This window comes from Streptomyces melanogenes (assembly GCF_014649795.1).
Classification (GTDB): domain Bacteria; phylum Actinomycetota; class Actinomycetes; order Streptomycetales; family Streptomycetaceae; genus Streptomyces; species Streptomyces noboritoensis.
The window spans coordinates 493591-518153 of the sequence record NZ_BMTS01000003.1 but is presented as its reverse complement, the minus strand read 5'-3'; the positions used below and the strand labels follow the sequence as shown (position 1 = coordinate 518153).

Here is a 24563-nt window from a genome sequence, read left to right as displayed (position 1 = left end):
TCGTGACGGGGTCGCGTGCGAGATCACGATGGGGTGGGAGGCGTGGGTGCGCCCATGGACAAAGGGGGTGGGGGTGTTGGACTAAGTGCGGCGGGTGGGCGGGCCCGGTGTTTGTCTGCGGGCCGTCCCCAACTGGTCGCGCAGTTCCCCGCGCCCCTGAGATGCGCCCCTTCGGGGCGCCCAGGGGGATTGCCGCGGAGCGGCATTTAAGGGGCGCGGGGAACTGCGCGAGCAACCGGCCACCCACCCGCAGACAAAGACCGGGCTAACGCAGCGGCAGGATTGCCAGGATCTGCCAACCCCCCTCCGGCGCCGGGCCCGCCCGTAGCTCGCCGCCCAGGGCCGTTACCCGCTCCGTCAGGCCCGCCAGGCCGAAGCCGCCGCCCCGCGCGCCCGGCGGAAGGCGCGCCGCCCGGGAGCCGTCGTCGGCGACGCGGACCTCCAGGGCGTCGCCGACCACACGGAGCCCCACCCGTACCGCACTCGCGTCCGCCGCGTGCTTGCGGACGTTCGTCAGGGCCTCGCGCACCACCCGGTACGCGGCCGCCGCGACCTCGCCGGGCAGCCGCTCCTCCAGGCCCGCCTCGACGTACAGCACGGCCGGCGGGCCCGCCAGGGAGAAGCGGTCGGCCAGCTCGCGCAGCTGCGCGAGGCCCGCGACCGGCTCGGTCTCGGGCTCGCCCTCCCGCAGCACCCGCACCAGCCGGCGCATCGCGCTCAGCGCGTCCCCGCCCGCCTCCTCGATCCGGCCGAAGGTGTCGGCGGCCCGCTGCCCCTCGACCCCGGTGAAGCGGGCCGCCCGGGCCTGGACGACGATGCCGGTGACGTGGTGGGCGATCAGGTCGTGGAGCTCGCGGGCGAGTTCGATGCGCTCGGCCGCGCGGACGGCCTGGAGGTCGCGCACGCGCTGCCAGGACTGGGCGCGCAGCAGCAGCGAATAGGCGCTGACGACGACCGTGAGCACCGCGAAGAGCAGGGTGAACCGGCCCGGCGAGGCGTCCCGGACCGGCACCGCCATACAGCCGAGCCCGAGCACCGGACCGAGGACGGCGGCGGTCCGGGACGGCGCCCGCAGCAGGACCGCCGCGAGCAGCACAAGCAGCGCCACCGCCTCGCCCATCCCCCAGACGATCTCCGGGCGGTCGAGGAACATCAGCCCGGTCGCGGCCCAGGTGGCGGCCGCGGCGACCCAGGCCCGTACGACCAGGTCGAACCGGGGCCACGGCAGCGCGCACAGACAGACCACCAGGCCCGAGGCCCAGACGATGGCGTGCGGGGTGGTGGGCTGGCGGGCCAGGGCCAGGCCCTCGAAGACGACGAGCCCGACCAGGACCGCGGCGAGCGCCCCTCGGGCGGCCTCGGCCCAGTGGGGGTGGCCGCGCAGCCAGCGGCGGAGCGGGCTCACGCGGCGCCCGTGGCCAGCCCGCTCTCCCAGGCCCAGGCGGCGATCTCCACCCGGTTCCGGGCGCCGAGCTTGCCCTGCACATTGGCCAGATGGGTCTTCACGGTGGAGAGGGAGACGTACAGCTCGGCGGCGATCTCGGCGTTGGTGGCGCCGCGCGCCAGACACCGTACGACGTCGCGTTCGCGCTCGGTGAGGGGTTCGGCGGGCTGCCGCGGGGAGCTGGCGGGGCGGGCGGTGGCGAGCTCGCGCAGCAGCCGGACGGTGATCGCCGGGGAGACCAGGGAGTCCCCGGCCGCCGCCGCCCGGACCGCCTCGACCAGCATCTCGGGGCTGGCGTCCTTGAGGAGGAAGCCGGAGGCACCGCCGTGCAGGGCGGCGTGGACGTATTCGTCGAGGTCGAAGGTGGTGACGATCACGATGCGCGGGCGGTCGCGGCCGGAGAGGCGGCGGGTGACCTCGAGGCCGTCGAGGCCGGGCATGCGGATGTCCAGGAGCAGGACGTCCGGGTCGTGCCGGTCCACCGCCGCCAGGGCGGACGGCCCGTCGTGGACGTCGTCGAGGACGTCGATGTCGGGCCTGCTCTCCAGGATCATGCGGAACCCGGTCCTGACCATCTCCTGGTCGTCCGCGATGACCACTGTGATCGGCATGTCCACATATGACCAGATTGGGCCGGACGCCCGCAAATTTCGGGGCGCCCGGCCAGCCGTACGAGGCGGAGCGCTAGAGGGTCGCCGCCGCCTTCGCGATGTCGGCGGCGAAGGTCGAGACCTCGCTGTACACGCCCGGGTAGCCGGGCTCGGCGCAGCCCTGGCCCCAGCTCACGATGCCGACCTGGATCCAGGCGTTGTCGTTGTCCTTGCGGAACATCGGGCCGCCGGAGTCGCCCTGGCAGGTGTCGACGCCGCCCTGCTGGACGTAGCCCGCACAGATCTCGTCACTCGGGACGAGCTCGCTGCCGTACGCCTGCTGGCACTGGGCGTCGGAGACGAACGGGACCGTCGCCTTGTAGAGGTAGCGCTGCTGGCCGCCGCCCTCGCTGCGGGCGCCCCAGCCGGCGATGCTGAAGGTGCCGTTGTTGAACTGCGTGGTGGTGGCGATCTTGAGGGTGGGCTGGTTGACCGGCTTGGCGAGCTTGATCAGCGCCCAGTCCTTGCCCCTGCCGTTGTAGCCGGGCGCCTGGAGCACCTTGGTCGACTTCACCTTGATGGCGCTGCTGCTCTGGAGGTCGACGACGCCCGCGGTGGCGGTGATGGAGGTGTTGTTGCCGGAGCCGTTCACGCAGTGGGCGGCGGTGAGGACGATCTGCTGGGTGTAGAAGGCGCCGCCGCAGCCCATGGAGAGGCGGACCATGAACGGGAACTCGCCCTGGGCGGCGCGGGTTCCGCCGACCACGGGCGCCGGGGACGCGGTGGCGCCCGTGGCGGGTTGGAGGGTGAACGCGGCGAGGGTGACCGCCGCGACGGCTATGCATCTCTTGAGCGCACGCACGAGGGTGTTCTTCAAGGGACTGCCTTTCGTGGGGGGTTGAGCGTGGGGTCGAGCATGGGGATCGCTCCGCGCTCCGGCGCGCCGCCGAGATGACATGGGCGCGTCAATGCGCGTGCTGTGGATTATCGGAGCCCTCCGGGCGGCCTACAAGGATTGGTTTCCGGCCATGCGTACGAAGGCGGGGTGCCGCGCGCGCCTCGTACAGTGGAGGCTGGTTCACCGTCGTACGGGGGTGACAGCGTGGCCCATCCGAACGCGTCCGGGGCCGGGGCCAGCCCGGTCGTGCACGGGTTTCCGCACATCGAGACCGTGCGGGCGGCGATCACCGCGCTGTACCGGCGGCTCTCGGCCGACGGGATCCAGGGGTACGCGACGAGCGTCCTGCCCACCGACGTGGCCTTCGCCGACCACGACGACCTCCATCTGGGCGCGCAGCGGGTGGCCCGGGCGCTGGTCCAGCACCTGCATCTGCCGGACGCCCGGATGATCGTCGGGTTCCGCGAGATGCAGCACGCGGCCTCCGTCGAACTGGCCGCGGGCCCCGAGTACTTCATCGAGCTCAACGACCGCTTCCGGCACCATCGGCGGGACATCGGGGCGGCGCTCGCGCACGAGATCACGCATGTGCTGCTGCACCGGCTCGGGCTCGAGTTCCCGGGGACGCGGGACAACGAGATCCTCACGGATACGGCGACGACGTATCTGGGGGCGGGGTGGCTGCTGCTGGACGCGTTCCGGGAGGACGGGGTGTCCAGCCAGAAGTTGGGGTATCTGACGCCGGAGGAGTTCGGATACGTCCTTGCGAAGCGGGCGGCGGTGTTCGGGGAGGACCCGTCGCCGTGGTTCACCAGCCCGCAGGCGTACCCGGCGTACCGAGCGGGGGTCGCCCGGGCGCTTCTCGATTCGCAGCAGCCGCCGTTGGTGGGGGCGGGGTGGGCCGGGCGGCGGCGGTATGCGCGGGATCGGCGGGGTGCGCTGTCGGGTGCGGGCGGGGTGTGGGGGGCTTCGGCGGGGGCGTACTCCTTTGAGGGTGGGGGTGACTCCCTGCGGGTGTGCTTTTCGTGTCCGACGTGTGGGCAGCGGAATCGGGTGGGGGTTCGGGGGAGGGTGCGGGTTCGGTGTGGGGTGTGCGGGTCCGTCCTGACCTGCGATACGTAGCCCCACCCCGCCCCTTCCCTAAACCCTCCGGGGGTCTCGTTCGTCTGCGGACCGTGCTGGGCTGGTCGCGCAGTTCCCCGCGCCCCTTAAGTGCCGCTCCGCGGCAATCCCGCCACACAATCGGCCACCCGGCCGAAATTCGCCCCCCGCCGCCCTCCCCGCCTCCCCCCGTTCACCATCGCGACACACACCACCCCCGTAATGAAGGAGTTGTCTGTACAACAGTTGGCTGTACAACCTCGCCCCTCATGGAGCCCTCGTGACGACCGCCCCCCGTATCCGCACCGCCGGTATCGCCCTCGCGCTCACCGCATCCGCGTTCGCTCTTGCCGCCTGTGGCACGAAGAGCGACGCCAAGAACGTCGACTCGGCCGGGAAGGGTGGCGGCGGGAAGTCCGTCGCGGCCGCCGAGTCCGCGAAGGGGGCCGGCGGGATGGACGCCCTGGTCGCCGCCGCCAAGAAGGAAGGCACCCTCAACGCCATCGCCATCCCCCGCGACTGGGCCAACTATGGGGCTCTTATCGATGGGTTCACCAAGAAGTACGGCGTCAAGGTTGCCGTGGAGAATCCTGATGGGACCAGTCAGGACGAGATCAACGCCGTCAAGACCCGCAAGGGGCAGGACCGCGCTCCGGACGTCCTCGACCTCGGTGCCTCCTTCGCCCAGGCCGCGGCCCAGCAGGGGCTGACCGCCCCGTACAAGGTCGAGGCGTACGACAAGATCGCCGAGGGGCAGAAGGACGCCCAGGCCCGGTGGTTCAACGACTACGGCGGCTACGTCTCCATCGGCTGTGACGCCAAGCGCGTCAAGGAGTGCCCGCAGACCTTCGCCGACCTGCTGAAGCCCCAGTACAAGGGGCAGGTCGCGCTCAACGGCAACCCGACCAAGTCCGGTTCGGCGTTCGCCGGTGTCTACGCCGCGGCCCTCGCCTCCGGCGGCTCCTTCGACGACATCCAGCCCGGCCTCGACTTCTTCGGCAAGCTGAAGAAGAACGGGAACTACAACCCCGTCGAGTCCACCCCGGCCACCGTCGAGAAGGGCGAGACCCCGATCAGCATCGACTGGGACTACCTCAACGCCGGGTACGGCGAGGAGTTCAAGAGCAAGGGCCTGGACTGGAAGGTCGCCGTGCCCAGTGACGGGATCTACGCGCAGTACTACTCCCAGGCCATCAACAAGGACGCGCCGCACCCCGCCGCCGCCCGGCTGTGGCAGGAGTACCTGTACTCCGCCGAGGGGCAGAACCTCTGGCTCAAGGGCCACGCCCGGCCCGCCCTCATGACCGCCATGGAGCAGGACGGCACGCTCGACAAGGCCGCCGCCGCCGCGCTCCCCAAGGTCGCGGGCACCCCGAAGTTCCCCTCCGAGGCACAGACCGCCAAGGCCAAGCAGGTCCTCGCCGCGGGCTGGGCCAAGGCGATCTCGGGCTGATCCGAATCCATGACGACTCTGACCACTTCCTCCTCGCCGGGGGTCGGCGACGCGCTCGACGCGCGCCGGCCCCGGCGGCGGGGCCCCAGGGCCTCCGGGTCCTGGCTCGCCGCCCTGCCCCTGCTCGCCTTCGTGGCCCTCGCCTTCGGGCTCCCCGCCGTCGCCATGGTCGACGGGGCGTTCACCGTCAACGGCTCGTACGGACTCGGCAACCTCGACCAGTCCGTGCACGGCGCCTACCGCACCGCCCTCCTCGGCAGCCTCAAGCTGGCCGCCACCACCGCGGGCATCGGCTCGGTGCTCGGGCTGCTGCTCGCCCAGGCCGTCGTCACCTCGCGCGGCCGGGCGCTGCGCGAGGCCGTGCTCACCGCGTCCGGCGTCCTCGCCAACTTCGGCGGTGTACCGCTGGCGTTCGCCTTCGTCGCCACCCTCGGCAACGCCGGTGTGCTCACCACCCGCCTCGGCCTCGACCGGCACGGGTGGAGCCTCTACAGCTTCTGGGGGCTCACCCTCACGTACCTGTACTTTCTGGTGCCCCTGATGGTGCTCACTGTGGCGCCCGCTCTCGACGGGCTGCGGCCCCAGTGGCGGGAAGCCGCCCTCAACTCCGGTGCCGGCGCCTGGCAGTACTGGCGGCACGTCGGCATCCCGGTGCTGCTGCCGACCCTGCTCGGCGGGTTCGTGCTGCTCTTCGGCAGCGCCTTCGCCGCCTACGCCACCGCCGCCGCGATGGTCGGCAGCTCGATCCCGCTGGTGACCCTCCAGATCGCGGACGCGCTCTCCGGCAACGTCCTGATCGGCCAGGAGAACGTGGCGCTCGCCCTCAGCCTCGACATGGTGCTGGTCGCGGCGCTCGTCATGGCCGTCCATCTGCCGCTGCAGCGAAGGAGCGCCCGATGGCTCGCCTGATCCCGGCCGGGGTGCGCCCCTGGCGCGGTGTCGTCCTCGGCGCCGCCGGGCTCTACTTCCTGGTGCCGCTGCTCGCCGCCCTGGTCTTCACCGTGGACGTACCGAATCAGGGGTTCACCCTCGACTCGTACACCCAGATCTTCTCCGCCGACGGCTTCACCACCGCCCTGCTGCTCTCCCTCGGCCTCGGGCTCACCACGGTCGCCCTCGCGCTGCTCCTGACGCTTCCGGCCGCGCTCGCGGTGCGGCTCTCGGGCTCGGGGCGGCTGCGGGCGGTGCTCGAAGTGGTCTGCACGCTGCCGCTGGTGGTGCCGCCGGTGGCGCTGGTCGCCGGGATCGGGACCGTGCTGAAGTGGGGGCCCGACCACCTCGCCAGCACTCCGCTGTACGAGACGTTCGTCGCCGTGCAGGACCCGGAGTTCCCGATCGTGCTCGTCCTCGCCTACGTGGTGATGGCGCTGCCGTTCGTCTACCGCTCGCTGGAGGCGGGGCTGCGGGCCGTCGACGTCCGTACGCTCGTCGAGGCCGCCCGCGACCTGGGCGCCTCCTGGCCCCGGGCGATCGTCTCGGTCGTGCTGCCCAATCTGCGCACCGCGCTGCTCAACGCCTCGTTCCTGGCGCTGGCTCTGGTGCTCGGCGAGTTCACCGTGGCGCAGCTGCTCGGGTTCCAGCCGTTCGCGGTGTGGATCGTGCAGGCGTCCGGCTCCAACGCCCAGCTGTCCGTGGCCGTCTCGCTGCTCAGCCTGGTACTGACCTGGGTGCTGCTGCTCGTCCTGACCGCCGTCTTCCGTACCCGCGCCGCCCGTTCGGCGCGTGCCCCCCGCCCTGCCAAGAACCGCAGTGACAAGAACAAGAAGGAGGCGGGCGCGTGACGATCACCGACGCACCTGCGCGCACCGGAACCGCCCTGAGGATCCGGGGGCTGCGCCGCACCTTCGGCTCCGCCGTCGCGCTCGACGGGCTCGACCTCGATGTCGCCCCCGGTGAACTCCTCGCCCTGCTCGGCCCGTCGGGCTGCGGCAAGACCACGGCGCTGCGGGTCCTCGCGGGCTTCGAGCGGCCCGATTCCGGTCAGGTGCTGCTCGACGGCGAGGACATCGTGCCGGTCCCGGCCAACCGGCGCGACACCGGCATGGTCTTCCAGTCGTACAGCCTCTTCCCGCATCTGACCGCCGCCGAGAACGTGGCCTTCGGGATGCGGATGCGCAAGGTCGCGGCGGCCGAGCGGCGTACGCGCGCGGCCGAGCTCCTCGAACTCGTGGGCCTGCCCGACCACGGCGGGCGCTATCCGCACCAGCTCTCCGGCGGCCAGCAGCAGCGCGTGGCGCTGGCCCGGGCGCTCGCCCTGCGGCCCCGGCTGCTGCTGCTCGACGAGCCGCTCTCGGCGCTGGACGCCCAGGTGCGGGTCAACCTGCGCGAGGAGATCCGGCGGCTCCAGCTGGAGCTCGGCATCACCACCGTGTTCGTCACGCACGACCAGGAGGAGGCCCTGTCGATGGCCGACCGGGTCGCGGTGATGCGCGGCGGACGGCTCGAACAGTGCGCCACCCCGGCCGAGTTGTACGACCGTCCGGCGACCGCGTTCGTGGCGTCCTTCATCGGCACCATGAACCGGATCCCCGGGCGCCTCGCCTCCGACGGGCAGGCCGAGGTCCTCGGCGTCACCCTTCCCGTGGACGGGCCGGCGGGCGGTGCCACCGCGTTCCTGCTGCGCCCCGAGGCGCTCGACGTGACGGCGGACGGCCCCGACACCGTCATCGGCAGCTCCTTCCACGGCGCCAGCACCCGGCTGCGGGTCCGCCTCGCGGACGGCACCGAGGTGAAGGCCGACCTGCCCTCGCACGCGGCGGGCGCGTTCGGCGCGGGCGCGGCCGTGACCGTACGGCCGCAGCGGCGTCCGGTGCTCGTGGCGGGTGAGGAGGCGTGAGCGGGCTGCGGGCGGTGCTCTTCGACATGGACGGCACGCTGGTCGACACCGAGCGGGCCTGGGTCGAGGTCGTCGAACAGGTCGCGGCCCGGCACGGGTACGCACTGGTGGGCGCGGGGCGCACGGCGGTGTACGGGCGGTCCGTCGAGGACACCGCCACGATGCTGTACGAGTCGCTGGACGTCCAACAGGACGTCCTGGCGGCCGAGTTGGGCGACGGGTTCGCCGCCCGGCTCGCCGACGGGGCCGAGCCCCGGCCGGGCGCGCTGCGCCTCCTCTCGGCGCTGCGCCGCGAGCGGGTGCCGACCGCGCTGGTGTCGGCGTCCCCGCGCGCGGTCGTCGACCGGGTCGCGGCCTCCCTGGACGGGCACCGCTTCGACGCGGTGTACGGGGCGGAGGACACCGCACGCACCAAGCCCGCGCCGGACCCGTATCTGGCGGCGGCAGCGGCTCTCGGCGCGGAGCCGTCGCGGTGCGTGGCGGTCGAGGACACGGTGACGGGCGTGACGTCGGCGGAGGCGGCGGGCTGCGCGGTGCTCGCGGTCCCGTCGATGGAGCCGATCGCGCCTGCGGCGGGCCGAACGGTACTGGCTAGTCTGGAGGAAGCCGATCTGGCGCTGCTGCGCTCGCTGATCAGACTTGGTTGACTGCTGGTTGACGGGGACAACGGGGACGGGGAACAACATGGCAGGCAAGGCGGCGCCGCTGTACCGGAAGGTGGCCGGGGATCTGCGGGCGGCCATCACCGCCGGGGAGTACGGGTCGGGGGCGCGGCTGCCCGCCGAGGACGAACTCGCCCGTACCTACGGCGTGTCCAGGGGCACCATCCGCCAGGCGCTCGGCGCGCTGCGGACCGACGGGCTCGTCACCTCGCGGCGCGGCGCGCGGCGGGTGGTGCTCGGCGGGGGCGGAGCGCGGCTCCAGAGCTTCGAGGAGCTGCGGTCGTTCGCCCGCTGGGCGCGCTCGCAGGGCGAGGAGCCGGGCGGCCGGACGGTCGCGGTGGACCCGGGCGAGGCGACCGAGGAGGAGGCGTACCACCTGCGACTCCCGGTCGGGGAGCGGATCTTCCGGGTGCTGAGGGTCCGTACGCTCTCCGGGGTCCCGGTGATGGTGGAGCGCACCACCTACCCGGAGCGGGTGGGCGAGCTGGTGGCGGCGATGGACCCGGGCCTCGCCTCGCACGCCGACGAACTGGAGGCGCACGGCGTGCTGTTCAGCGACGCCCTGCACACCATCGACGTGGTCCCGGCGGACGCCGCCGACGCGGAGCTGCTCGGCTGCCGGGCCGGTGACGGCCTGCTGCGCGAGCGCCGCCGCTCCACCGACCCGGCGGGCCTGCCGGTGGAGTGGTCCCAGGACCGCTATCTGCCGGGCACGGTGGCGTTCACCGTACGGAACTCGTCGGGGTCGAGGGCGATGGGCAGGAGCCTCAACGGCTCGTGAGGCTCCTGCCCGGGGGTCTGGCTACGGGTTCAGCAGCCGTGGTCGATCAGGTCGAAGGTCGCGTAGTGGTCCGAGGTGTAGTAGTCCTCGTCGGCCTGCTGTCCGGTGACGATACGGCGGGCGCCGCGCGTCGGCGAGCCGGGCGTCTTCACGGTGTACTCGTGGTAGTAGCCGCTCGGCTCCGACGGCAGCACGTGCTCGCGGTTGGAGAAGACGACGCCGTCCTGGGAGTACGGGAACGGGCCGCCGTTGTCGATGAGCCGCAGCGTGTCGTACGCCTGCGAGGGCAGCTCGGAGTAGCAGATGCTGCCGGTGCTCTGGACGGAGGCGCTGGCCGGAAGGACCGCCGGGCCGAGGAGGAGCGTGGCGGCGAGGGTCGCTATTCCGCCGAGCGTGGTGATGCGTGGGGGGATTCTCATGCGGTCATGATGACGCGCGTAGAACGGTGATCGTCAACGCCAAGTCCGTTGAATTTCCCACGAGTTAACCTGCGACACCGACCCGTAACCAGGGCGTCCGCCAGTCTTTGCCCTCATGGGAAGAAATTGGCCATTCTTTCGTTTCGGCGAACTAAAGGTCTTGCTACTCTCTCCCGCCATGGACCACAGCCTCGATGCCGACCGCGCCAAGGCGGTCGAAGACCTGCTCTCCGTGACGCGCGAACACAGCGGTGTCACCGTGATGTTCCACACCGCGGTCGCCGAAAGGCTAGGCCTCGGCGCCTCCGAAACCAAGACGCTCGATCTGCTGGAACGGTTCGGTCCGCTCACCGCGAAGGAGCTCTCCCAGCACACCGGTCTGGCCCCCGCGTCCGTCACCGGCCTCGTCGACCGCCTGGAGGCCAAGGGGTTCGTCCGGCGCGCCAAGCACCCCACGGACAAGCGGCGCGTGCTCATCGAGATCCGCTGGGAGAACATCGACGGCCTGAAGCGGTTCTTCGTGGACTGGTCCCATCAGGTGGCCGAATTCTGCGAGGAGTTCACGACGGAGGAGCTGGGGACCGTGGTCCGCTTCCTGGCCGGCAACAGCACGCTCCAGCGCGAGGCGGCGGCGCGGCTCGGGCCGTAAGCGCGACCCGCCCCCTCACCCCGCCCCGTACACCGCCCCCGGCGCCTGCGCCTCCCCCAGCAGCCGCCGTGCCGTCTCCCCCGCCTCCGCCGGGGTCCAGCGGGCCCCCTTGTCCGCCGTCGGGCCCGGGCGCCAGCCCTCCATGACCGTGATGCGGCCCCCCTCCGCCTCGAAGACCCGGCCCGTGACGCCCTCGCTCGCCGCCGAGCCGAGCCACACCACCAGCGGCGACACGTCCTCGGGCGCGGCCTCGAGGCCGGTGAAGACCTGCTCGGTCATCCGGGTGCGGGCCGCCGGGGCGATCGCGTTGACCTGGACGCCGTACCGCGCGAGCTCCGCCGAGGCCACCAGGGTGAGGCCGACGATCCCGGCCTTGGCCGCCGCGTAGTTCCCCTGGCCCACGCTGCCGAGCAGACCCGCCCCGGAGGTGGTGTGGACGACCCGGGCCACCGGGCGACGGCCCGCCTTGGCCTCGGCGCGCCAGTGCGCCGCCGCCTCCCGCAGCGGCAGGAAGTGGCCCTTGAGGTGGACCCGGACGACCGCGTCCCAGTCGTCCTCGTCGAGGTTGACCAGCATCCGGTCGCGCAGGAAGCCCGCGTTGCCGACCAGCGTGTCCAGGCGGCCGAAGTGGTCGAGGGCCGCCTCCACGAGGGAGGCCGCGCCCTTCGCCGTCGCGATGTCCCCGCCGTGCGCGACCGCCTCGCCGCCCGCCGCGCGGATCTCGGCGGCGACCAGCTCGGCCGGGCTGCCGGGGGCGGGGGCGCCGTCGAGGCCGACGCCGAGGTCGTTGACGACGACCTTCGCCCCCTCGGCCGCGAACGCCAAAGCGTGCGCACGACCGAGCCCCCGCCCCGCCCCGGTCACCACGACGACCCGCCCCGCACTGATGTCCGTCATCTCAACTCCCCTGCTGTCCGGGTGATTTGTTGACCGTGGCCGCGGCCAGGAACGCCGGGCGCTCGCCGCCGCCGTGGACCAAGAGGGACGCGCCGGTGATGTACGCGGCCCGGGCCGAGGCCAGGAACACGGCCGCGTCCCCGACCTCGGCGGGCTCGGCGAGCCGCCCGAGCGGCACGGTCCGGGCGACGGCCGCGACGCCGTCCGCGTCGCCGTAGTGCAGATGGGAGAGCTCGGTGCGGACCATGCCGAGGACGAGCGTGTTGACCCGCACCGCAGGCGCCCACTCCACCGCCATCGAGCGGGCCAGGTTCTCCAGGCCCGCCTTGGCGGCGCCGTACGCGGCGGTGCCGGGCGAGGCGCGCGTACCGCTGACGCTGCCGATCATCACCACCGAGCCGCCGGACGCCCGCAGTTGTGGGTACGCGGCGAGCGAGGCGGTGAGCGGCGCGGTGAGGTTGAGCTCCACCACGCGCGCGTGGCGCTCGGCCGACGACTCGCCGAGGAGGCGGTAGGGCGTGCCGCCCGCGTTGTTGACGAGCACGTCGAGGTGCCCGTACGCCGTCGCGACCGCATCGAAGAACTCCCGTACGGCAGCGGGTTCGCGCAGGTCCAGCGGGCGGAACTCGGCCGTGCGGCCCGCCACTTCGATCGGTCGGTCCGGTGGTCTGCGGGCGCAGACCACCACCTCGGCACCCGCCGCCAGGAACGCCCGCGCGATGCCCGCGCCGACGCCCCGGGTGCCGCCCGTGACGACCGCCGCCTTCCCGGCCAGCTCCATCCGCGCTACCTTCCTCACCTAACAAATGTTTGGTGGAAAGGTAGCTGATCCGCTCATGGGTGTCTCCACCACCGGCCCCGAGAAGGGGATTTCGCTCGTCACCGTCGACTTCCCGCCCGTCAACGCGCTTCCCGTGCACGGCTGGTACGAGCTGGCCGACGCGGTGCGCACGGCCGGGCGCGACCCCGGCATCCGCTGTGTGGTCCTGGCCGCCGAGGGGCGCGGCTTCAACGCCGGGGTCGACATCAAGGAGATGCAGCGCGACCCGGGCCACAGCGCCCTCATCGGCGCCAACCGGGGCTGCTACGAGGCCTTCGCGGCGGTGTACGAGTGCGAGGTGCCGGTGGTCGCGGCGGTCCAGGGGCACTGCCTGGGCGGCGGGATCGGTCTGGTCGGCAACGCGGACGTGGTGGTGGCGAGCGAGGACGCCACCTTCGGGCTGCCCGAGCTGGACCGGGGCGCGCTCGGCGCCGCCACCCATCTGGCCCGGCTGGTCCCCCAGCACCTGATGCGCGCGCTCTACTACACCTCGCGGACGGCCACGGCCCGGGAGCTGCTGTCCCATGGATCGGTGTGGAAAGTCGTCCGACGGGCCGAACTCCTCGACGCGGCACTGGAGTTGGCGCGCGAGATCGCCCGTAAGGACGGCTCGCTGATCCGGCTGGCCAAGGCCGCCATCAACGGCATCGACCCCGTCGACGTCCGCCGCAGCTACCGCTTCGAGCAGGGCTTCACGTTCGAGGCCAACCTCAGCGGGGTGGCCGACCGGATCCGCGACACCTTCGGCGAGGAGCCGGGGAAGGGGAAGGAGCGGGCATGACGGACAAGACCATGACGCCCGAGGAGGTCGTCGCCCGGCTGCACAGCGGCATGACCCTCGGCATCGGCGGCTGGGGCTCGCGCCGCAAGCCGATGGCCCTGGTCAGGGCGCTGCTCAGATCGCCGGTGACGGATCTGACGGTGATCTCGTACGGCGGCCCGGACGTCGGCCTGCTCGCGGCCGCCGGGCGGATCCGCGAGCTCGTCGCCCCCTTCGCCACCCTCGACTCCATCCCGCTGGAGCCGCACTTCCGCGCGGCGCGCGAGGCGGGGGCGTTCGCGCTGACGGAGATCGACGAGGCGATGTTCATGTGGGGGCTGCACGCGGCCGCCAACCGGCTGCCCTTCCTTCCGGTACGGGCCGGACTCGGCTCGGACGTCATGCGGGTCAACCCCGGCCTGCGGACGGTGACGTCGCCGTACGAGGACGGGGAGACGTTCGTGGCCGTGCCCGCGCTGCGCATGGACGCGGCGCTGGTCCACCTCAACCGCGCCGACCGGCTCGGCAACGCCCAGTACCTGGGCCCGGACCCGTACTTCGACGACCTGTTCTGCGCGGCCGCCGACAGCGCGTACGTCTCCTGCGAACGGCTCGTCGAGCCGGGCGGCTTCGCTGACGCGGTCCCGCAGACCCTCCTGGTCGGGCGCCACTCGGTCACGGGTGTCGTGGAGGCGCCGAACGGGGCGCACTTCACGTCGTGCGTGCCGGACTACGGGCGGGACGAGCCGTTCCAGAAGCTGTACGCGACGACGCCGTGGGACGAGTTCGCCGCGCGGTTCCTGGCGGGTCCTGACGAGAAGAGCTACCAGTCGGCCGTCCAGGCCTGGCACGAGGAGGTCCGGTGACATCGCAGGCCCTGGTGGTCAGCCGCGCCGAGTACTGCGTGATCGCCTGCGCGGAGGCGTGGCGCGGCGACGGGGAGGTGCTGGCCAGCCCGATGGGCCTGATCCCGTCCCTCGGCGCGCGCCTCGCCCGGCGCACCTTCGCCCCGGACCTGCTGCTCACCGACGGCGAGGCGACGCTGGTGGGGGCGGACGGGGCGGCGGAGGGCTGGTTGCCGTACCGGCGCCATCTGACCATGGTCACCGGGGGCCGGCGGCACGTGATGATGGGCGCGAGCCAGCTCGACCGGTTCGGCAACCAGAACATCTCCTGCATCGGCGACTGGGCGGCGCCCGCGCGCCAGTTGCTCGGGGTGCGCGGCGCCCCGGTCAACACGCTCAACAACCCGGTGAGTTACTGGGTCCCGCGCCACTCCCCCCGGGTGTTCGTGCCCGAGGTCGACATGGTGTGCGGCGTCGGCTACGACCGGGCGGCCGCCGCCGGGGCGCGCTACCACCGCCTCCCCCGGGTCGTCAGCGACCTCGCCGTCCTCGACTTCGCCACCCCGGACCACCGGATGCGGCTGGCGTCGCTGCACCCCGGGGTGACGGTCGAGCAGGTGCGGGCGGCGACGGGCTTCGAGCTGGCGCTGCCGGACGACGTCCCGTACACCCGCGACCCCACGCCCGAGGAACTCCACCTGATCCGGGAGGTGCTGGACCCGGAGGGTCGGCGCGACGGGGAGGTCCGCGGCTGATGGAGACGGCACTGACCCGGCTGGTGGGGGTGCGGCACCCGATCGTGCAGACGGGGATGGGGTGGGTTGCCGGGCCCCGGCTGGTGACGGCCACCGCCGAGGCCGGTGCGCTTGGCATCCTCGCCTCGGCGACGATGACCCTCGACGAGCTGCGCGCGGCGGTACGGGAGGTCAAGTCGCGTACGGACGCGCCGTTCGGGGTGAATCTGCGGGCGGACGCGGGGGACGCGCGGGAGCGGGTGCGGATCATCGTGGCGGAGGGGGTACGGGTGGCGTCCTTCGCGCTCGCCCCCTCGCGGGAGCTGATCGCCACGCTCAAGGACGCGGGCGTGGTGGTCGTGCCGTCCGTCGGGGCGCGGCGGCACGCCGAGAAGGTGGCGGCGTGGGGCGCGGACGCGGTGATCGTGCAGGGCGGGGAGGGCGGCGGACACACCGGCGAGGTGGCGACGACGGTCCTGCTGCCGCAGGTCGTGGACGCGGTGGACATCCCGGTGGTGGCGGCCGGGGGCTTCCACGACGGGCGCGGTCTGGTGGCGGCGCTGGCGTACGGGGCGGCGGGGGTCGCGATGGGCACGCGGTTCCTGCTCACGTCGGACTCGCCGGTGCCGGACGCGGTGAAGGCGCGGTATCTGGCGGCGGGGGTGTCGGATGTGACGGTGACGCGGGCGGTGGACGGGCTGCCGCACCGCATGCTGCGTACGGAGTTGGTGGCGTCGCTGGAGCAGTCCGGTCGGATACGTTCCCTGGCCTCGGCGGTGCGCCACGCCGCGGCGTTCCGCGCGCTGTCGGGAACGTCCTGGGCCCGCCTCGTCGCGGACGGCCGCGCGCTGCGCCACGGCAAGGACCTGAGCTGGAGCCAGGTCCTGCTGGCGGCCAATACGCCGATGCTGCTGCGGGCGTCGATGGTGGAGGGGCGGGTGGACGCGGGGGTGATGGCGTCCGGGCAGGTGGCGGGGGTGATCTCGGATCTGCCGAGTGTGGGGGAGCTGGTGGGGAGGGTGATGGCGGAGGCGGAGGCGACGGCGTCGCGCCTCGGGGATTTAGCCCCCACCCCACCCCTTCCCTAAACCCTCCGGGGGACCGTGCTCGTCTGCGGACCGTCTGTGGCTGGTCGCGCAGTTCCCCGCGCCCCTAGGTATTTAGGGGCGCGGGGAACTGCGCGAACAATTGGGGACGGCCCGCAGCCGAAGAACCAGGCCGCCCGCCAGAGGGCTTTCGGGAAGGGGCGGGGTGGGGAAGAATCCCGGCTACGCCGGGGTGCTGCGGCGGCCGCCCGACTGCGGGCGGCCACGGCGCGCGCCACCGCCCTGGGCACGGGCACCCTGCGGCTGGCCGGCACCCCGGGCACCACCCTGCGGCTGGCCCGACCGGCCACCCTGCGCGGAACCCTGGCCCGTGCGGCCGGACCGGGCCGCGCCCGAGCGGGCGCCCCGGCTCCGGGTGCGCGCACCCGACGGCGGCGTCGGCGCCGGAACCTCGATGACGACCGGCACACCGGAGGGCTCGCGCGCCCCCGTAACCCGCACCAGCTCCTCGTCGCTGGACTTCACCGCCGCCGTCCGGGGACGGATCCCCGCGAACGTCATCAGACGGCTCATCTCGCGCTTCTGCTCGGGCAGGACCAGCGTCACGACGCTGCCCGACTCGCCCGCGCGGGCGGTGCGGCCGCCTCGGTGGAGGTAGTCCTTGTGGTCCGTCGGCGGGTCGACGTTGACGACCAGGTCGAGGTCGTCGACGTGGATGCCGCGCGCCGCCACGTTCGTCGCGACGAGTGCGGTGACCTGGCCGTTCTTGAACTGCTCCAGGGTGCGGTTGCGCTGCGGCTGGGAGCGGCCGCCGTGCAGGCCCGCCGCCCGTACACCGCTCGCGAGCAGCCGCTTGACCAGCCGGTCCACCGAACGCTTGGTGTCCAGGAACATGATCACCCGGCCGTCGCGCGCGGCGATCCGCGCGGTGACGGCCTTCTTGTCGGTCTCGTCCTGGATGTAGAGGACGTGGTGCTCCATCGTCGTGACCGCGCCCGCCGACGGGTCCACCGAGTGCACGACCGGGTCCGTCAGGAACATCCGCACCAGGCGGTCGATGTTCTTGTCCAGGGTCGCCGAGAACAGCATCCGCTGACCGCCCGGCTCGACCTGCTTGAGCAGCGCGGTGACCTGCGGCATGAACCCCATGTCGGCCATCTGGTCGGCCTCGTCGAGGACCGTGATCCGCACCTGGCCGAGGTCGCAGTCGCCGCGCTCTATGAGGTCCTTGAGGCGGCCGGGCGTCGCCACGAGCACCTCGGCGCCGCGCCGCAGCGCGTTCGCCTGCTTGGTGAGCGAGAGGCCGCCGACGACCGTGGTCAGGCGCAGGTTGACGGCCGTGGCGTACGGCGTCAGGGCGTCCGTGACCTGCTGGGCCAGCTCACGCGTCGGCACGAGCACGAGGGCGAGCGGCGCCTTCGGCTCGGAGCGGTGGCCGGCCGTACGGGCCAGGAGCGCGAGGCCGAAGGCGAGGGTCTTGCCCGAGCCGGTGCGGCCGCGGCCGAGGATGTCGCGGCCCGCGAGGGAGTTCGGCAGGGTCGCGGCCTGGATCGGGAACGGCTCGGTCACGCCCTGCGCGGCCAGCGTCTTGAGGAGCGCCGCGGGCATGTCGAGGTCGGCGAAAGCCGCGACCGAGGGGAGCGCGGGCGTAACGGTTTCCGGCAGCGTGAACTCACCCTGCGGCTGCACGGTCCGGCCGCGCGCGGACTTCGCGGCGGGCTTGGCGGAGCTGGAGGTGGAGCGCTTGCGGGGGGTCATACGCGTCATACGGAAATTGCCTTCCTGGGCCCGGGGGACGGACAGCACGCAAGCCGGGACCCGCACCTGCGCGGTGCGGGCCCCGGCTCGGAATTCGCCGTGATCAGGCGGGGAGGATGTTCTCCGCCTGCAGGCCCTTCTGGCCCTGGGTGACCTCGAAGGAGACCTTCTGGCCCTCGAGGAGCTCACGGAAGCCGGAGGAGGCGATGTTCGAGTAGTGGGCGAAGACGTCCGGGCCGCCGCCGTCCTGCTCGATGAAGCCGAAGCCCTTTTCCGAGTTGAACCACTTCACGGTGCCAGTAGCCATGTCATTCTCCTGAATAGGTAGGGGCCCCATCCGGAGAAAGCCGGAAAAACAATAATGCGCCTGAGGAACATTCCCGTCAGGCGCACATAAAGTCTATGGGTACCAAAACTGCAACGCGGAAACTGTACCACGTCGCCCCGCCGGGCGCAGGTGCGGCCGTGTGGGCCGCACCACTCCCGCGTGCCGCTCCCGCCCTGGTCACAGCCGTTCGATCACCGTCACGTTCGCCTGGCCGCCGCCCTCGCACATCGTCTGGAGGCCGTAGCGCCCGCCCGTGCGCTCCAGCTCGTGCAGCAGCGTCGTCATCAGCCGTACGCCCGTGGCCCCCAAAGGGTGACCGAGGGCGATGGCCCCGCCGTTGACGTTGACCCGCTCCGGGTCCGCGCCGGTCTCCTTGAGCCAGGCGAGCACCACCGGCGCGAAGGCCTCGTTGATCTCGACCAGGTCGATCGCGTCGATCGTCAGGCCCGTCTTCTCCAGTGCGTACGCGGTCGCCGGGATCGGCGCCGAGAGCATCCGGATGGGGTCCTCGCCACGTACCGAGAGGTGGTGGATCCGGGCGCGCGGGGTGAGCCCGTGCTCCCGTACGGCCCGCTCGCTCGCCAGGAGCATCGCGGCGGCGCCGTCCGAGACCTGGGAGGAGCAGGCGGCGGTGATCGTGCCGCCCTCGACGACCGGCTTCAGGGCGGCCATCTTCTCCGCCGTGGTGTCGCGGCGCGGCCCCTCGTCGGCGCGCACCTCTCCGTACGGCACGCTCTCGCGTACGAAACGGCCCTCGTCGAGCGCCCGGACCGCGCGCCGGTGGGAGCGGAGCGCGAACTCCTCCTGGTCCTCGCGGCTGATCCCCCACTTGCGCGCGATGAGCTCGGCGCCGTGGAACTGGTTGACGGGCTGGTCCCCGTATCGCGCCCGCCAGCCCGCCGAGCCGGCGAACGGGCCCTCGGTCAGGCCGAGCGGCTCGGCGGCCTGCCGGGAGGCGAAGGCGATCGGGATCATCGACATGTTCTGGGTGCCGCCCGCGACCACCAGGTCCTGGGTGCCGGAGAGCACGGCCTGGGCCGCGAAGTGCACGGCCTGCTGGGAGGAGCCGCACTGGCGGTCGACGGTGACGCCCGGCACCTCCTGCGGCAGCCCGGCCGCCAGCCACGCCGTCCGCGCGATGTCCCCGGCCTGCGGCCCGACCGCGTCGAGGCAGCCGAAGACGACGTCCTCGACGGCGGCCGGGTCGATCCCGGAGCGCTCGACGAGCGCGCTCAGGACGTGCGCCCCCAGGTCCGCCGGATGCGCGCCCGCGAGCCCGCCCCCGCGCCGCCCCACCGGGGTGCGCACCGCTTCGACGATGAATGCCTCGGCCATTCCCGACTCCCTTCCCGACTCCCTTGACGTACCGGCGAACTACTCGCGTACGGCGATTCCGTCCAGCACCATCGACAGGTACTGGCGGGCGATCTCCTCCGGGCTGTGCTGTCCGCCGGGCCGGTACCAGGACGCGGCCACCCACACCGTGTCGCGGACGAACCGGTAGGTGAGCCGGACGTCCAGGTCCGCGCGGAACGCCTTGGTCTCGACCCCGCGCTCCAGGGTCCCCAGCCAGGCCTGTTCGAACTTGCGCTGCGAGTCGGCGAGGTAGCCGAAGCGCGGCAGCTCGGTGAGGTGCCGGGACTCCTTCTGGTAGATCGCGACGGCGGCCCGGTGCCGGTCGATCTCCCGGAAGGACTCGGTGACCAGGGCCTCGATGGTCTCGCGCGGCCCGAGCCCGGCGGCGAGCACGGCGTCGTACCCCTCCCACAGCTCGGTCAGGAAGGTGGAGAGGATCTCGTCGAGCATCGATTCCTTGGAATCGAAGTGGTAGTAGAGGCTGCCCGCGAGCATCCCGGCCTCGTCGGCGATCCTGCGGACGGTGGTGGCGTTGTAGCCCTGGGCGGCGAACACCTCGGCCGCGGTGGCGAGGAGTTCTCCGCGCCGCTCGGGCACGGCGGTCACCTGCTGCTTCTTGTTCTTCGGCACGGGTCCATTGTGGTCCTGGGCGGCGCTAGGGATGCTGGCTGCTGACGGCGACGACTTCGCCGGTCATGTACGAGGAGTAGTCGCTGGCCAGGAAGACGATCACGTTGGCGACCTCCCACGGCTCGGCGTACCGCCCGAAGGCCTCCCGGGCGGCGAGCTCGTCGAGGAGCTCGGCCGAGGTGACCTTGGCGAGGTGGGGGTGCAGGGCCAGGGACGGCGAGACCGCGTTGACCCGTACGCCGTGGACGGCGGCCTCGATCGCCGCGCAGCGGGTGAGCGCCATGACGCCCGCCTTCGCGGCGGCGTAGTGGGCCTGCCCGGCCTGGGCGCGCCAGCCGACGACGGACGCGTTGTTGACGATCACGCCGCCGAGACCGGCGGCCCGGTAGGCGCGCAGGGCGGCCCGGGTGCACCGGAAGGTGCCGTTGAGGGTGACGTCGAGGACCCGGTCCCACTGCTCGTCGCTCATGTCGGCGAGCTCGGCCGTGCCGCCGAGGCCCGCGTTGTTGACGACGACGTCGAGGCGGCCGTGGATCCGTACCGCCTCGGCGAACAGCACGCGCACCTGGGCGTCGTCGGTGACGTCGCAGGGCAGCGCGGCCACGGCGTCGGCGCCGAACTCGGCCGCGAGCGCCTCCTCTGTCTCCTTGAGCCTGCGTACGTGCGCGTCGCTGACCAGCACCCGCGCGCCCTCCTCCAGGAACCTGCGGGCGGTCGCGCCGCCGATCCCGGCCCCGGCGGCGGCCGTGACGACGGCGGTGCGGCCGTCGAGGAGGCCGTGCCCGGGCACGTACGGAACCTTGTTGTCGGTCACGCCCGCAGGCTAACCTACCAAACACTTGTTAGGGAACGGCTGGGTCAGGGAACGGTCGCGAAGGGGCGGGCCCCGCAATGGACTTGGACCACACGGCCGAGGAGGACGCCTTCCGCGCCGAGGCGCGCGAGTGGCTCGCGGCCCATGTGCCGGATGCACCGCTCCCCTCCCTGGAGACGGCGGAGGGCTTCGCCGCGCACCGGGAGTGGGAGGCCGAGCTGTACGCCGGGCGGTGGTCGGCCGTCTCCTGGCCCGAGCGGTTCGGGGGCCGGGGCGCCGACATCTTCCGGTGGCTGGCCTTCGAGGAGGAGTACTGGGCGGCGGGCGCGCCCGGCCGGGTCTCCCAGAACGGCATCAGCCTGCTCGCGCCGACGCTCTTCGACCACGGCAGCGAGGAGCAGCGCGCCCGGATCCTGCCGGAGATGGCGCGCGGGGCGGTGGTGTGGGCGCAGGCCTGGTCGGAGCCGGAGGCCGGGTCGGACCTGGCGTCGCTGCGGTCGCGGGCCGTGCGCACGGACGGGGGCTGGCTGCTCACGGGGCAGAAGACGTGGTCGTCGCGGGCCGCGTTCGCCGACCGCGCCTTCGGCATCTTCCGTACGGACCCGGTGGCGCCCCGGCCCCACCAGGGCCTGACCTACCTGATGTTCGACCTGCGGGCTCCCGGGGTGACCGTCCGCCCGATCGGCCGCCTCGACGGCAGACCGGCGTTCGCGGAGCTGTTCCTGGACGAGGTGTTCGTCCCCGACGAGGACGTCATCGGGGAGCCGGGCCAGGGCTGGCGCATCGCGATGTCGACGACCGGCGACGAGCGCGGGCTGACCCTGCGCTCCCCCGGCCGCTTCCTGGCCGCCGCCGACCGGCTCGTACGGCTGTGGCGCGAGCGCGGCGAGGACCGGGGGGCGCGCGACCGGGTGGCGGACGCGGTGATCGGGGCGCGGGCCTACCAGCTGTTCACGTACGCGGGCGCGTCCCGTTTCGCGGCGGGCGGGGAGATGGGCGCGGAGTCGAGCCTGAACAAGCTGTTCTGGTCGGAGTACGACATAGAGCTGCACGAGACGGCGCTGGAACTACTGGGCGCGGAGGCCGAGTTGACTGATCTGGCGGGCGGCTGGGGAGAGGGATACATCTTCGCGCTCGCCGGCCCCATCTACGCCGGTACGAACGAGATCCAGCGCGACATCGTCGCCGAGCGGCTGCTCGGCCTCCCGAAGGGCCGCCGATGAGGTTTCTGCCGACCGCCGAGCAGCGCGACTTCACCCGCTCCCTGGACGCCCTCCTGACCGCCTCGGACACCCCCTCGGTCGTACGGTCCTGGTCGGCCGGGGACCCGGGGCCCGGTCGGGCGCTGTGGGCGCGGCTCGCCGAGGCGGGGGTGTTCGCGCTGGCGGCCCCGGAGGCGCAGGACGGCATGGGCCGCCTCCCGGTTGAACTGGCCCTCGCCTACCGCGAGCTGGGCCGCCACGCGGTACCGGGCCCGCTGGTGGAGACGGCGGCGGTGACGGCCCTGCTGTCCCACCTGGCGGACGCGGGCGACCCCGCCCCGGCCAAGCGCCTGCTGCCGGGCGTGCTGACGGGCGAGAGTGTGGTCACGCTGGGGGTGCCGGGGGGCGGGGGGTATGTGCTGGATGCGGAGGGGGCGGATGTGGTGCTGGTGGTGAAGGCCGGAGCGACCGGGCCCGAGCTCCGGCTAGCCCCCGGCCACGGGCCGGTCCACCCGTCCCTCGACCCGGCGCGGCGGCTCGCCCGCCCCGACCCCGGCGGGGAACTCCTCGCCGCCGGGCCGCTGTTGGCCGAGGCGGTCGGGTGCGCGGTCCGCTGGGCGCGGCTGGCGGCGGCCGCGCAGGCGGTCGGGGTGGCGGAGGAGTTGCTGCGGCGGACGGTCGCGTACGTCAAGCAGCGCACCCAGTTCGGCGTGCCGATCGGCTCGTTCCAGGCGGTCAAGCACCGCCTCGCGGACACGCTGCTGGCGGTGGAGTTCGCACGGCCGCTGGTGTACGGGGCGGCGCTCACCCTCGCCCCGGCCGACCTCGCGGCGGCGAAGGCGGCGGCGGGCGAGGCGGCGTACGCGTCGTCCCGGGCCGCGCTCCAGCTCCACGGCGCGATCGGATACACCGAGGAACTGGACCTCTCCCTGTGGCTACGCAAGGCCAGGCCGCTACGGGACGCGTGGGGCACACCGGCGGAGTGCCGGGCGGAGATACTGGCGGCGCACCCCTAGAGTGCCGTTCGTCTGCGGGCCGGTGGGTGGCTGGTCGCGCAGTTCCCCGCGCCCCTTAAATGCGCCCCTGCGGGGCGCCCCAGGTGATTGCCGCGCAGCGGCATCTTCAGGGGCGCGGGGAACTGCGCGACCAGCCACAGCGGACTCGCAGACGAATAACCGCCCTCCCAGCGGAGCGCCTACGCGATCTCGCGAGGCGGCTCCATCCCACCACCCCGCCGGATCGTCCGCAGAGCGGACCCCGGTCGCCACGCCCGCAGGACGATCTCCTCCGTCTCCTTGTCGATGCCCGTGTGGACGACCTCGGTCAGCTCGGCCCGGAAGAGGAGGAACGGCTCGGGCGGATGCACCTCGTCCGCGTACCGGGCGAGCTCCCCGGGGTCGACGACCTCGACCGCCCGTCCGCTGATCCGGACGTCACCGTCGGCCATCTCCGCGTCGGGCCCCGGATTCGCCTGCACGGCGAAGCGCGGGTCGCGGCGAAGGTCGTACGCCTTGCGGGAGTTCGGCATCATGCCGAGCCACAGCTCGCCGCCCCGGATCTCGACCTCAAGACCGGTGACCCGGGGGCTGCCGTCCGCACGCAGGGTCGCCAGGACATGGTGCTTGTACAGGAGGAAGCGCTCCCGCACGACCTCGGCGAACAACGGCTCGGCGGCCTCGAACTCTTTCCAGCGGAATGTCTGCGTCTGCGATGCCATGCACCCAGCAAACCGCAGATACCCGACACCTTCTGTCTGGATTACTCCGCCATCACCGGACGATCCCCTGCGCCCGCGCGGCCTTCAGCCAGTGCGGGAACTCCCCGAGGAGACGGTCGTAGAGCTCCGCGTCCGTCACCCGGCGCGGATCGGCGCCCGCATGAAAGAACCCCGCGTTGTCGACGGGGCGAAACGCCGGGACCGCCAGCTCATCGAGCCTGCGCAGAAAGTCGAACTGTCGGCTCTTGGGGTCGCCGAAGCCGATGAACTGCCAGAACATCGGGAGCCCGGCAGCCTTGCAGACGTATCGCTCGGCGGCGAACTTGCTGCTCGGGCCGCCGTCGGTCTGGAAGACGACGAGCGCGGGGGCGGTGGCACCGCTCTCCAGGTAGTGGTCGATCACCGCGTCCATCGCCAGGTGGTAGTTGGTCCTCCCCATGTGGCCGAGGTTCGCGACGATGCGCTCGATCCGGCCGTGGTGGTTCTCGATGCCGATCTCGGCCTGCGCGTCGATGTCCGTGGAGAAGAACACCACCGGGACCCGGCCGTCGTCGTCGAGGTGCGCGGACAGGCCCAGGACCCGGTCGGCGAGCGCCTGCACGCTGCCGTTCTTGTAGTACGGGCGCATCGAGCCCGAGTAGTCGACGACCAGGTAGACCGCGGCCTCCTCGTCGGCCAAGCCGTGGTGTTCCAGCGAGACGGCGGCTGCCTTGTAGAGGGAGACGAGCGTGGGCGCGGTCTGCTCGACCTTCCGCAGGGAAATCGCTGCCATGCTGCTCGTCTCCGTTCACGGAACCCCGGGGCGTACGGCGGAAGAGCAGAG

General features: G+C 72.7%; 27 protein-coding genes. 14 read left to right on the top strand and 13 right to left on the bottom strand.

What is annotated here, in order from left to right:
- Window positions 1-265: 265 nt before the first annotated feature.
- The 3 genes from IE252_RS09420 to IE252_RS09410 all read right to left on the bottom strand — a co-directional run bounded on the left by IE252_RS09420 (window position 266) and on the right by IE252_RS09410 (window position 2896).
- Window positions 266-1405: a sensor histidine kinase gene (locus tag IE252_RS09420; RefSeq protein ID WP_190088851.1), complete on the bottom strand. Its 1140-nt coding sequence runs from the start codon at window positions 1403-1405 to the stop codon at window positions 266-268.
- Window positions 1402-2055, bottom strand: coding sequence for a response regulator (locus tag IE252_RS09415; RefSeq protein WP_190088850.1), 654 nt, complete (start codon window positions 2053-2055; stop codon window positions 1402-1404). The genes IE252_RS09420 and IE252_RS09415 overlap by 4 nt, the downstream gene beginning before the upstream one ends.
- A 73-nt stretch (window positions 2056-2128) precedes the next feature.
- The gene (locus tag IE252_RS09410) at window positions 2129-2896 is read right to left on the bottom strand and encodes a S1 family peptidase (protein ID WP_373298530.1); all 768 of its coding nucleotides are present in this window, start codon (window positions 2894-2896) and stop codon (window positions 2129-2131) included.
- Window positions 2897-3136: 240 nt separating this feature from the next.
- On the opposite strand from IE252_RS09410, the gene IE252_RS09405 reads away from it, so the two are divergent.
- The 7 genes from IE252_RS09405 to IE252_RS09375 all read left to right on the top strand — a co-directional run bounded on the left by IE252_RS09405 (window position 3137) and on the right by IE252_RS09375 (window position 9765).
- Window positions 3137-4054, top strand: coding sequence for a hypothetical protein (locus IE252_RS09405; RefSeq protein ID WP_190088848.1), 918 nt, complete (start codon window positions 3137-3139; stop codon window positions 4052-4054).
- A gap of 259 nt (window positions 4055-4313) precedes the next feature.
- Window positions 4314-5486, top strand: a complete 1173-nt coding sequence (locus tag IE252_RS09400) for an ABC transporter substrate-binding protein (protein WP_190088847.1) — start codon at window positions 4314-4316, stop codon at window positions 5484-5486.
- A 9-nt stretch (window positions 5487-5495) separates the two neighbouring features.
- On the top strand, window positions 5496-6395 hold the full coding sequence (locus IE252_RS09395) for an ABC transporter permease (RefSeq protein WP_190088846.1): 900 nt from the start codon (window positions 5496-5498) through the stop codon (window positions 6393-6395).
- Window positions 6383-7267 (top strand): ABC transporter permease, encoded by an 885-nt coding sequence (locus IE252_RS09390; RefSeq protein ID WP_190088845.1) that lies wholly within the window; start codon window positions 6383-6385, stop codon window positions 7265-7267. The genes IE252_RS09395 and IE252_RS09390 overlap by 13 nt, the downstream gene beginning before the upstream one ends.
- Window positions 7264-8322, top strand: coding sequence for an ABC transporter ATP-binding protein (locus IE252_RS09385; RefSeq protein WP_190088844.1), 1059 nt, complete (start codon window positions 7264-7266; stop codon window positions 8320-8322). Before IE252_RS09390 ends, IE252_RS09385 begins: the two co-directional genes overlap by 4 nt.
- Complete coding sequence (locus IE252_RS09380) at window positions 8319-8969, top strand: HAD family hydrolase (RefSeq protein WP_229848137.1); 651 nt, start codon at window positions 8319-8321, stop codon at window positions 8967-8969. The genes IE252_RS09385 and IE252_RS09380 overlap by 4 nt, the downstream gene beginning before the upstream one ends.
- Window positions 8970-9006: 37 nt before the next feature.
- On the top strand, window positions 9007-9765 hold the full coding sequence (locus IE252_RS09375; RefSeq protein WP_190088843.1) for a GntR family transcriptional regulator: 759 nt from the start codon (window positions 9007-9009) through the stop codon (window positions 9763-9765).
- Between the two features lie 29 nt (window positions 9766-9794).
- Here the strand turns inward: IE252_RS09375 and IE252_RS09370 are convergent, their stop codons facing one another.
- Window positions 9795-10184: a guanyl-specific ribonuclease gene (locus IE252_RS09370; protein WP_190088842.1), complete on the bottom strand. Its 390-nt coding sequence runs from the start codon at window positions 10182-10184 to the stop codon at window positions 9795-9797.
- Between the two features lie 178 nt (window positions 10185-10362).
- On the opposite strand from IE252_RS09370, the gene IE252_RS09365 reads away from it, so the two are divergent.
- Window positions 10363-10833 (top strand): MarR family winged helix-turn-helix transcriptional regulator, encoded by a 471-nt coding sequence (locus tag IE252_RS09365; RefSeq protein WP_190088841.1) that lies wholly within the window; start codon window positions 10363-10365, stop codon window positions 10831-10833.
- A gap of 15 nt (window positions 10834-10848) precedes the next feature.
- Here IE252_RS09365 and IE252_RS09360 read toward each other — a convergent pair whose 3' ends face one another.
- Complete coding sequence (locus IE252_RS09360; RefSeq protein ID WP_190088840.1) at window positions 10849-11730, bottom strand: SDR family oxidoreductase; 882 nt, start codon at window positions 11728-11730, stop codon at window positions 10849-10851.
- A 1-nt stretch (window position 11731) separates the two neighbouring features.
- Window positions 11732-12511, bottom strand: coding sequence for an SDR family oxidoreductase (locus tag IE252_RS09355; RefSeq protein ID WP_190088992.1), 780 nt, complete (start codon window positions 12509-12511; stop codon window positions 11732-11734).
- A 55-nt stretch (window positions 12512-12566) separates the two neighbouring features.
- Between IE252_RS09355 and IE252_RS09350 the strand changes: the two genes are divergently transcribed.
- From IE252_RS09350 to IE252_RS09335, 4 genes are read left to right on the top strand one after another with little or no spacing between them, the layout of a single operon-like run.
- Entirely contained in the window at window positions 12567-13331 is a 765-nt protein-coding gene (locus IE252_RS09350) for an enoyl-CoA hydratase family protein (RefSeq protein ID WP_190088839.1), read from the top strand.
- A complete protein-coding gene (locus IE252_RS09345; protein WP_190088838.1) occupies window positions 13328-14176 on the top strand; it encodes a CoA transferase subunit A in 849 nt (282 codons plus the stop codon). Before IE252_RS09350 ends, IE252_RS09345 begins: the two co-directional genes overlap by 4 nt.
- The gene (locus tag IE252_RS09340; protein WP_190088837.1) at window positions 14173-14910 is read left to right on the top strand and encodes a CoA-transferase subunit beta; all 738 of its coding nucleotides are present in this window, start codon (window positions 14173-14175) and stop codon (window positions 14908-14910) included. The genes IE252_RS09345 and IE252_RS09340 overlap by 4 nt, the downstream gene beginning before the upstream one ends.
- Window positions 14910-15977 carry an NAD(P)H-dependent flavin oxidoreductase gene (locus IE252_RS09335; RefSeq protein ID WP_190088836.1) on the top strand — a complete coding sequence of 356 codons (1068 nt, stop codon included), beginning with the start codon at window positions 14910-14912 and terminating at the stop codon, window positions 15975-15977. The genes IE252_RS09340 and IE252_RS09335 overlap by 1 nt, the downstream gene beginning before the upstream one ends.
- A gap of 180 nt (window positions 15978-16157) precedes the next feature.
- Here IE252_RS09335 and IE252_RS09330 read toward each other — a convergent pair whose 3' ends face one another.
- The 5 genes from IE252_RS09330 to IE252_RS09310 all read right to left on the bottom strand — a co-directional run bounded on the left by IE252_RS09330 (window position 16158) and on the right by IE252_RS09310 (window position 20821).
- Window positions 16158-17693 (bottom strand): DEAD/DEAH box helicase, encoded by a 1536-nt coding sequence (locus IE252_RS09330; protein WP_373298535.1) that lies wholly within the window; start codon window positions 17691-17693, stop codon window positions 16158-16160.
- A 103-nt stretch (window positions 17694-17796) separates the two neighbouring features.
- The gene (locus IE252_RS09325) at window positions 17797-18000 is read right to left on the bottom strand and encodes a cold-shock protein (protein ID WP_053727847.1); all 204 of its coding nucleotides are present in this window, start codon (window positions 17998-18000) and stop codon (window positions 17797-17799) included.
- Window positions 18001-18198: 198 nt separating this feature from the next.
- A complete protein-coding gene (locus tag IE252_RS09320) occupies window positions 18199-19356 on the bottom strand; it encodes an acetyl-CoA C-acetyltransferase (RefSeq protein WP_190088834.1) in 1158 nt (385 codons plus the stop codon).
- Between the two features lie 39 nt (window positions 19357-19395).
- On the bottom strand, window positions 19396-20007 hold the full coding sequence (locus tag IE252_RS09315; RefSeq protein WP_190088833.1) for a TetR/AcrR family transcriptional regulator: 612 nt from the start codon (window positions 20005-20007) through the stop codon (window positions 19396-19398).
- A gap of 25 nt (window positions 20008-20032) precedes the next feature.
- Entirely contained in the window at window positions 20033-20821 is a 789-nt protein-coding gene (locus tag IE252_RS09310; RefSeq protein ID WP_190088832.1) for an SDR family oxidoreductase, read from the bottom strand.
- Between the two features lie 77 nt (window positions 20822-20898).
- Between IE252_RS09310 and IE252_RS09305 the strand changes: the two genes are divergently transcribed.
- Together IE252_RS09305 and IE252_RS09300 are read left to right on the top strand one after the other, a co-directional pair.
- Window positions 20899-22044, top strand: coding sequence for an acyl-CoA dehydrogenase family protein (locus IE252_RS09305; protein ID WP_190088831.1), 1146 nt, complete (start codon window positions 20899-20901; stop codon window positions 22042-22044).
- Window positions 22041-23039, top strand: coding sequence for an acyl-CoA dehydrogenase family protein (locus IE252_RS09300; protein ID WP_190088830.1), 999 nt, complete (start codon window positions 22041-22043; stop codon window positions 23037-23039). The genes IE252_RS09305 and IE252_RS09300 overlap by 4 nt, the downstream gene beginning before the upstream one ends.
- Window positions 23040-23218: 179 nt before the next feature.
- Here the strand turns inward: IE252_RS09300 and IE252_RS09295 are convergent, their stop codons facing one another.
- Window positions 23219-23740, bottom strand: coding sequence for a pyridoxamine 5'-phosphate oxidase family protein (locus IE252_RS09295; protein WP_190088829.1), 522 nt, complete (start codon window positions 23738-23740; stop codon window positions 23219-23221).
- A gap of 52 nt (window positions 23741-23792) precedes the next feature.
- On the bottom strand, window positions 23793-24512 hold the full coding sequence (locus IE252_RS09290; RefSeq protein WP_190088828.1) for a vWA domain-containing protein: 720 nt from the start codon (window positions 24510-24512) through the stop codon (window positions 23793-23795).
- Between the last annotated feature and the right edge of the window lie 51 nt (window positions 24513-24563).

Bases quoted from the DNA above. Each gene is read 5' to 3' on its own strand.
- IE252_RS09415 (WP_190088850.1), bottom strand. From the start codon at position 2,055: ATGCCGATCACAGTGGTCATCGCGGACGACCAGGAGATGGTCAGGACC.
- IE252_RS09395 (WP_190088846.1), top strand. From the start codon at position 5,496: ATGACGACTCTGACCACTTCCTCCTCGCCGGGGGTCGGCGACGCGCTC.
- IE252_RS09390 (WP_190088845.1), top strand. From the start codon at position 6,383: ATGGCTCGCCTGATCCCGGCCGGGGTGCGCCCCTGGCGCGGTGTCGTC.
- IE252_RS09375 (WP_190088843.1), top strand. From the start codon at position 9,007: ATGGCAGGCAAGGCGGCGCCGCTGTACCGGAAGGTGGCCGGGGATCTG.
- IE252_RS09370 (WP_190088842.1), bottom strand. From the start codon at position 10,184: ATGAGAATCCCCCCACGCATCACCACGCTCGGCGGAATAGCGACCCTC.
- IE252_RS09365 (WP_190088841.1), top strand. From the start codon at position 10,363: ATGGACCACAGCCTCGATGCCGACCGCGCCAAGGCGGTCGAAGACCTG.
- IE252_RS09360 (WP_190088840.1), bottom strand. From the start codon at position 11,730: ATGACGGACATCAGTGCGGGGCGGGTCGTCGTGGTGACCGGGGCGGGG.
- IE252_RS09355 (WP_190088992.1), bottom strand. From the start codon at position 12,511: ATGGAGCTGGCCGGGAAGGCGGCGGTCGTCACGGGCGGCACCCGGGGC.
- IE252_RS09350 (WP_190088839.1), top strand. From the start codon at position 12,567: ATGGGTGTCTCCACCACCGGCCCCGAGAAGGGGATTTCGCTCGTCACC.
- IE252_RS09345 (WP_190088838.1), top strand. From the start codon at position 13,328: ATGACGGACAAGACCATGACGCCCGAGGAGGTCGTCGCCCGGCTGCAC.
- IE252_RS09335 (WP_190088836.1), top strand. From the start codon at position 14,910: ATGGAGACGGCACTGACCCGGCTGGTGGGGGTGCGGCACCCGATCGTG.
- IE252_RS09330 (WP_373298535.1), bottom strand. From the start codon at position 17,693: ATGACCCCCCGCAAGCGCTCCACCTCCAGCTCCGCCAAGCCCGCCGCG.
- IE252_RS09325 (WP_053727847.1), bottom strand. From the start codon at position 18,000: ATGGCTACTGGCACCGTGAAGTGGTTCAACTCGGAAAAGGGCTTCGGC.
- IE252_RS09320 (WP_190088834.1), bottom strand. From the start codon at position 19,356: ATGGCCGAGGCATTCATCGTCGAAGCGGTGCGCACCCCGGTGGGGCGG.
- IE252_RS09305 (WP_190088831.1), top strand. From the start codon at position 20,899: ATGGACTTGGACCACACGGCCGAGGAGGACGCCTTCCGCGCCGAGGCG.
- IE252_RS09300 (WP_190088830.1), top strand. From the start codon at position 22,041: ATGAGGTTTCTGCCGACCGCCGAGCAGCGCGACTTCACCCGCTCCCTG.
- IE252_RS09295 (WP_190088829.1), bottom strand. From the start codon at position 23,740: ATGGCATCGCAGACGCAGACATTCCGCTGGAAAGAGTTCGAGGCCGCC.
- IE252_RS09290 (WP_190088828.1), bottom strand. From the start codon at position 24,512: ATGGCAGCGATTTCCCTGCGGAAGGTCGAGCAGACCGCGCCCACGCTC.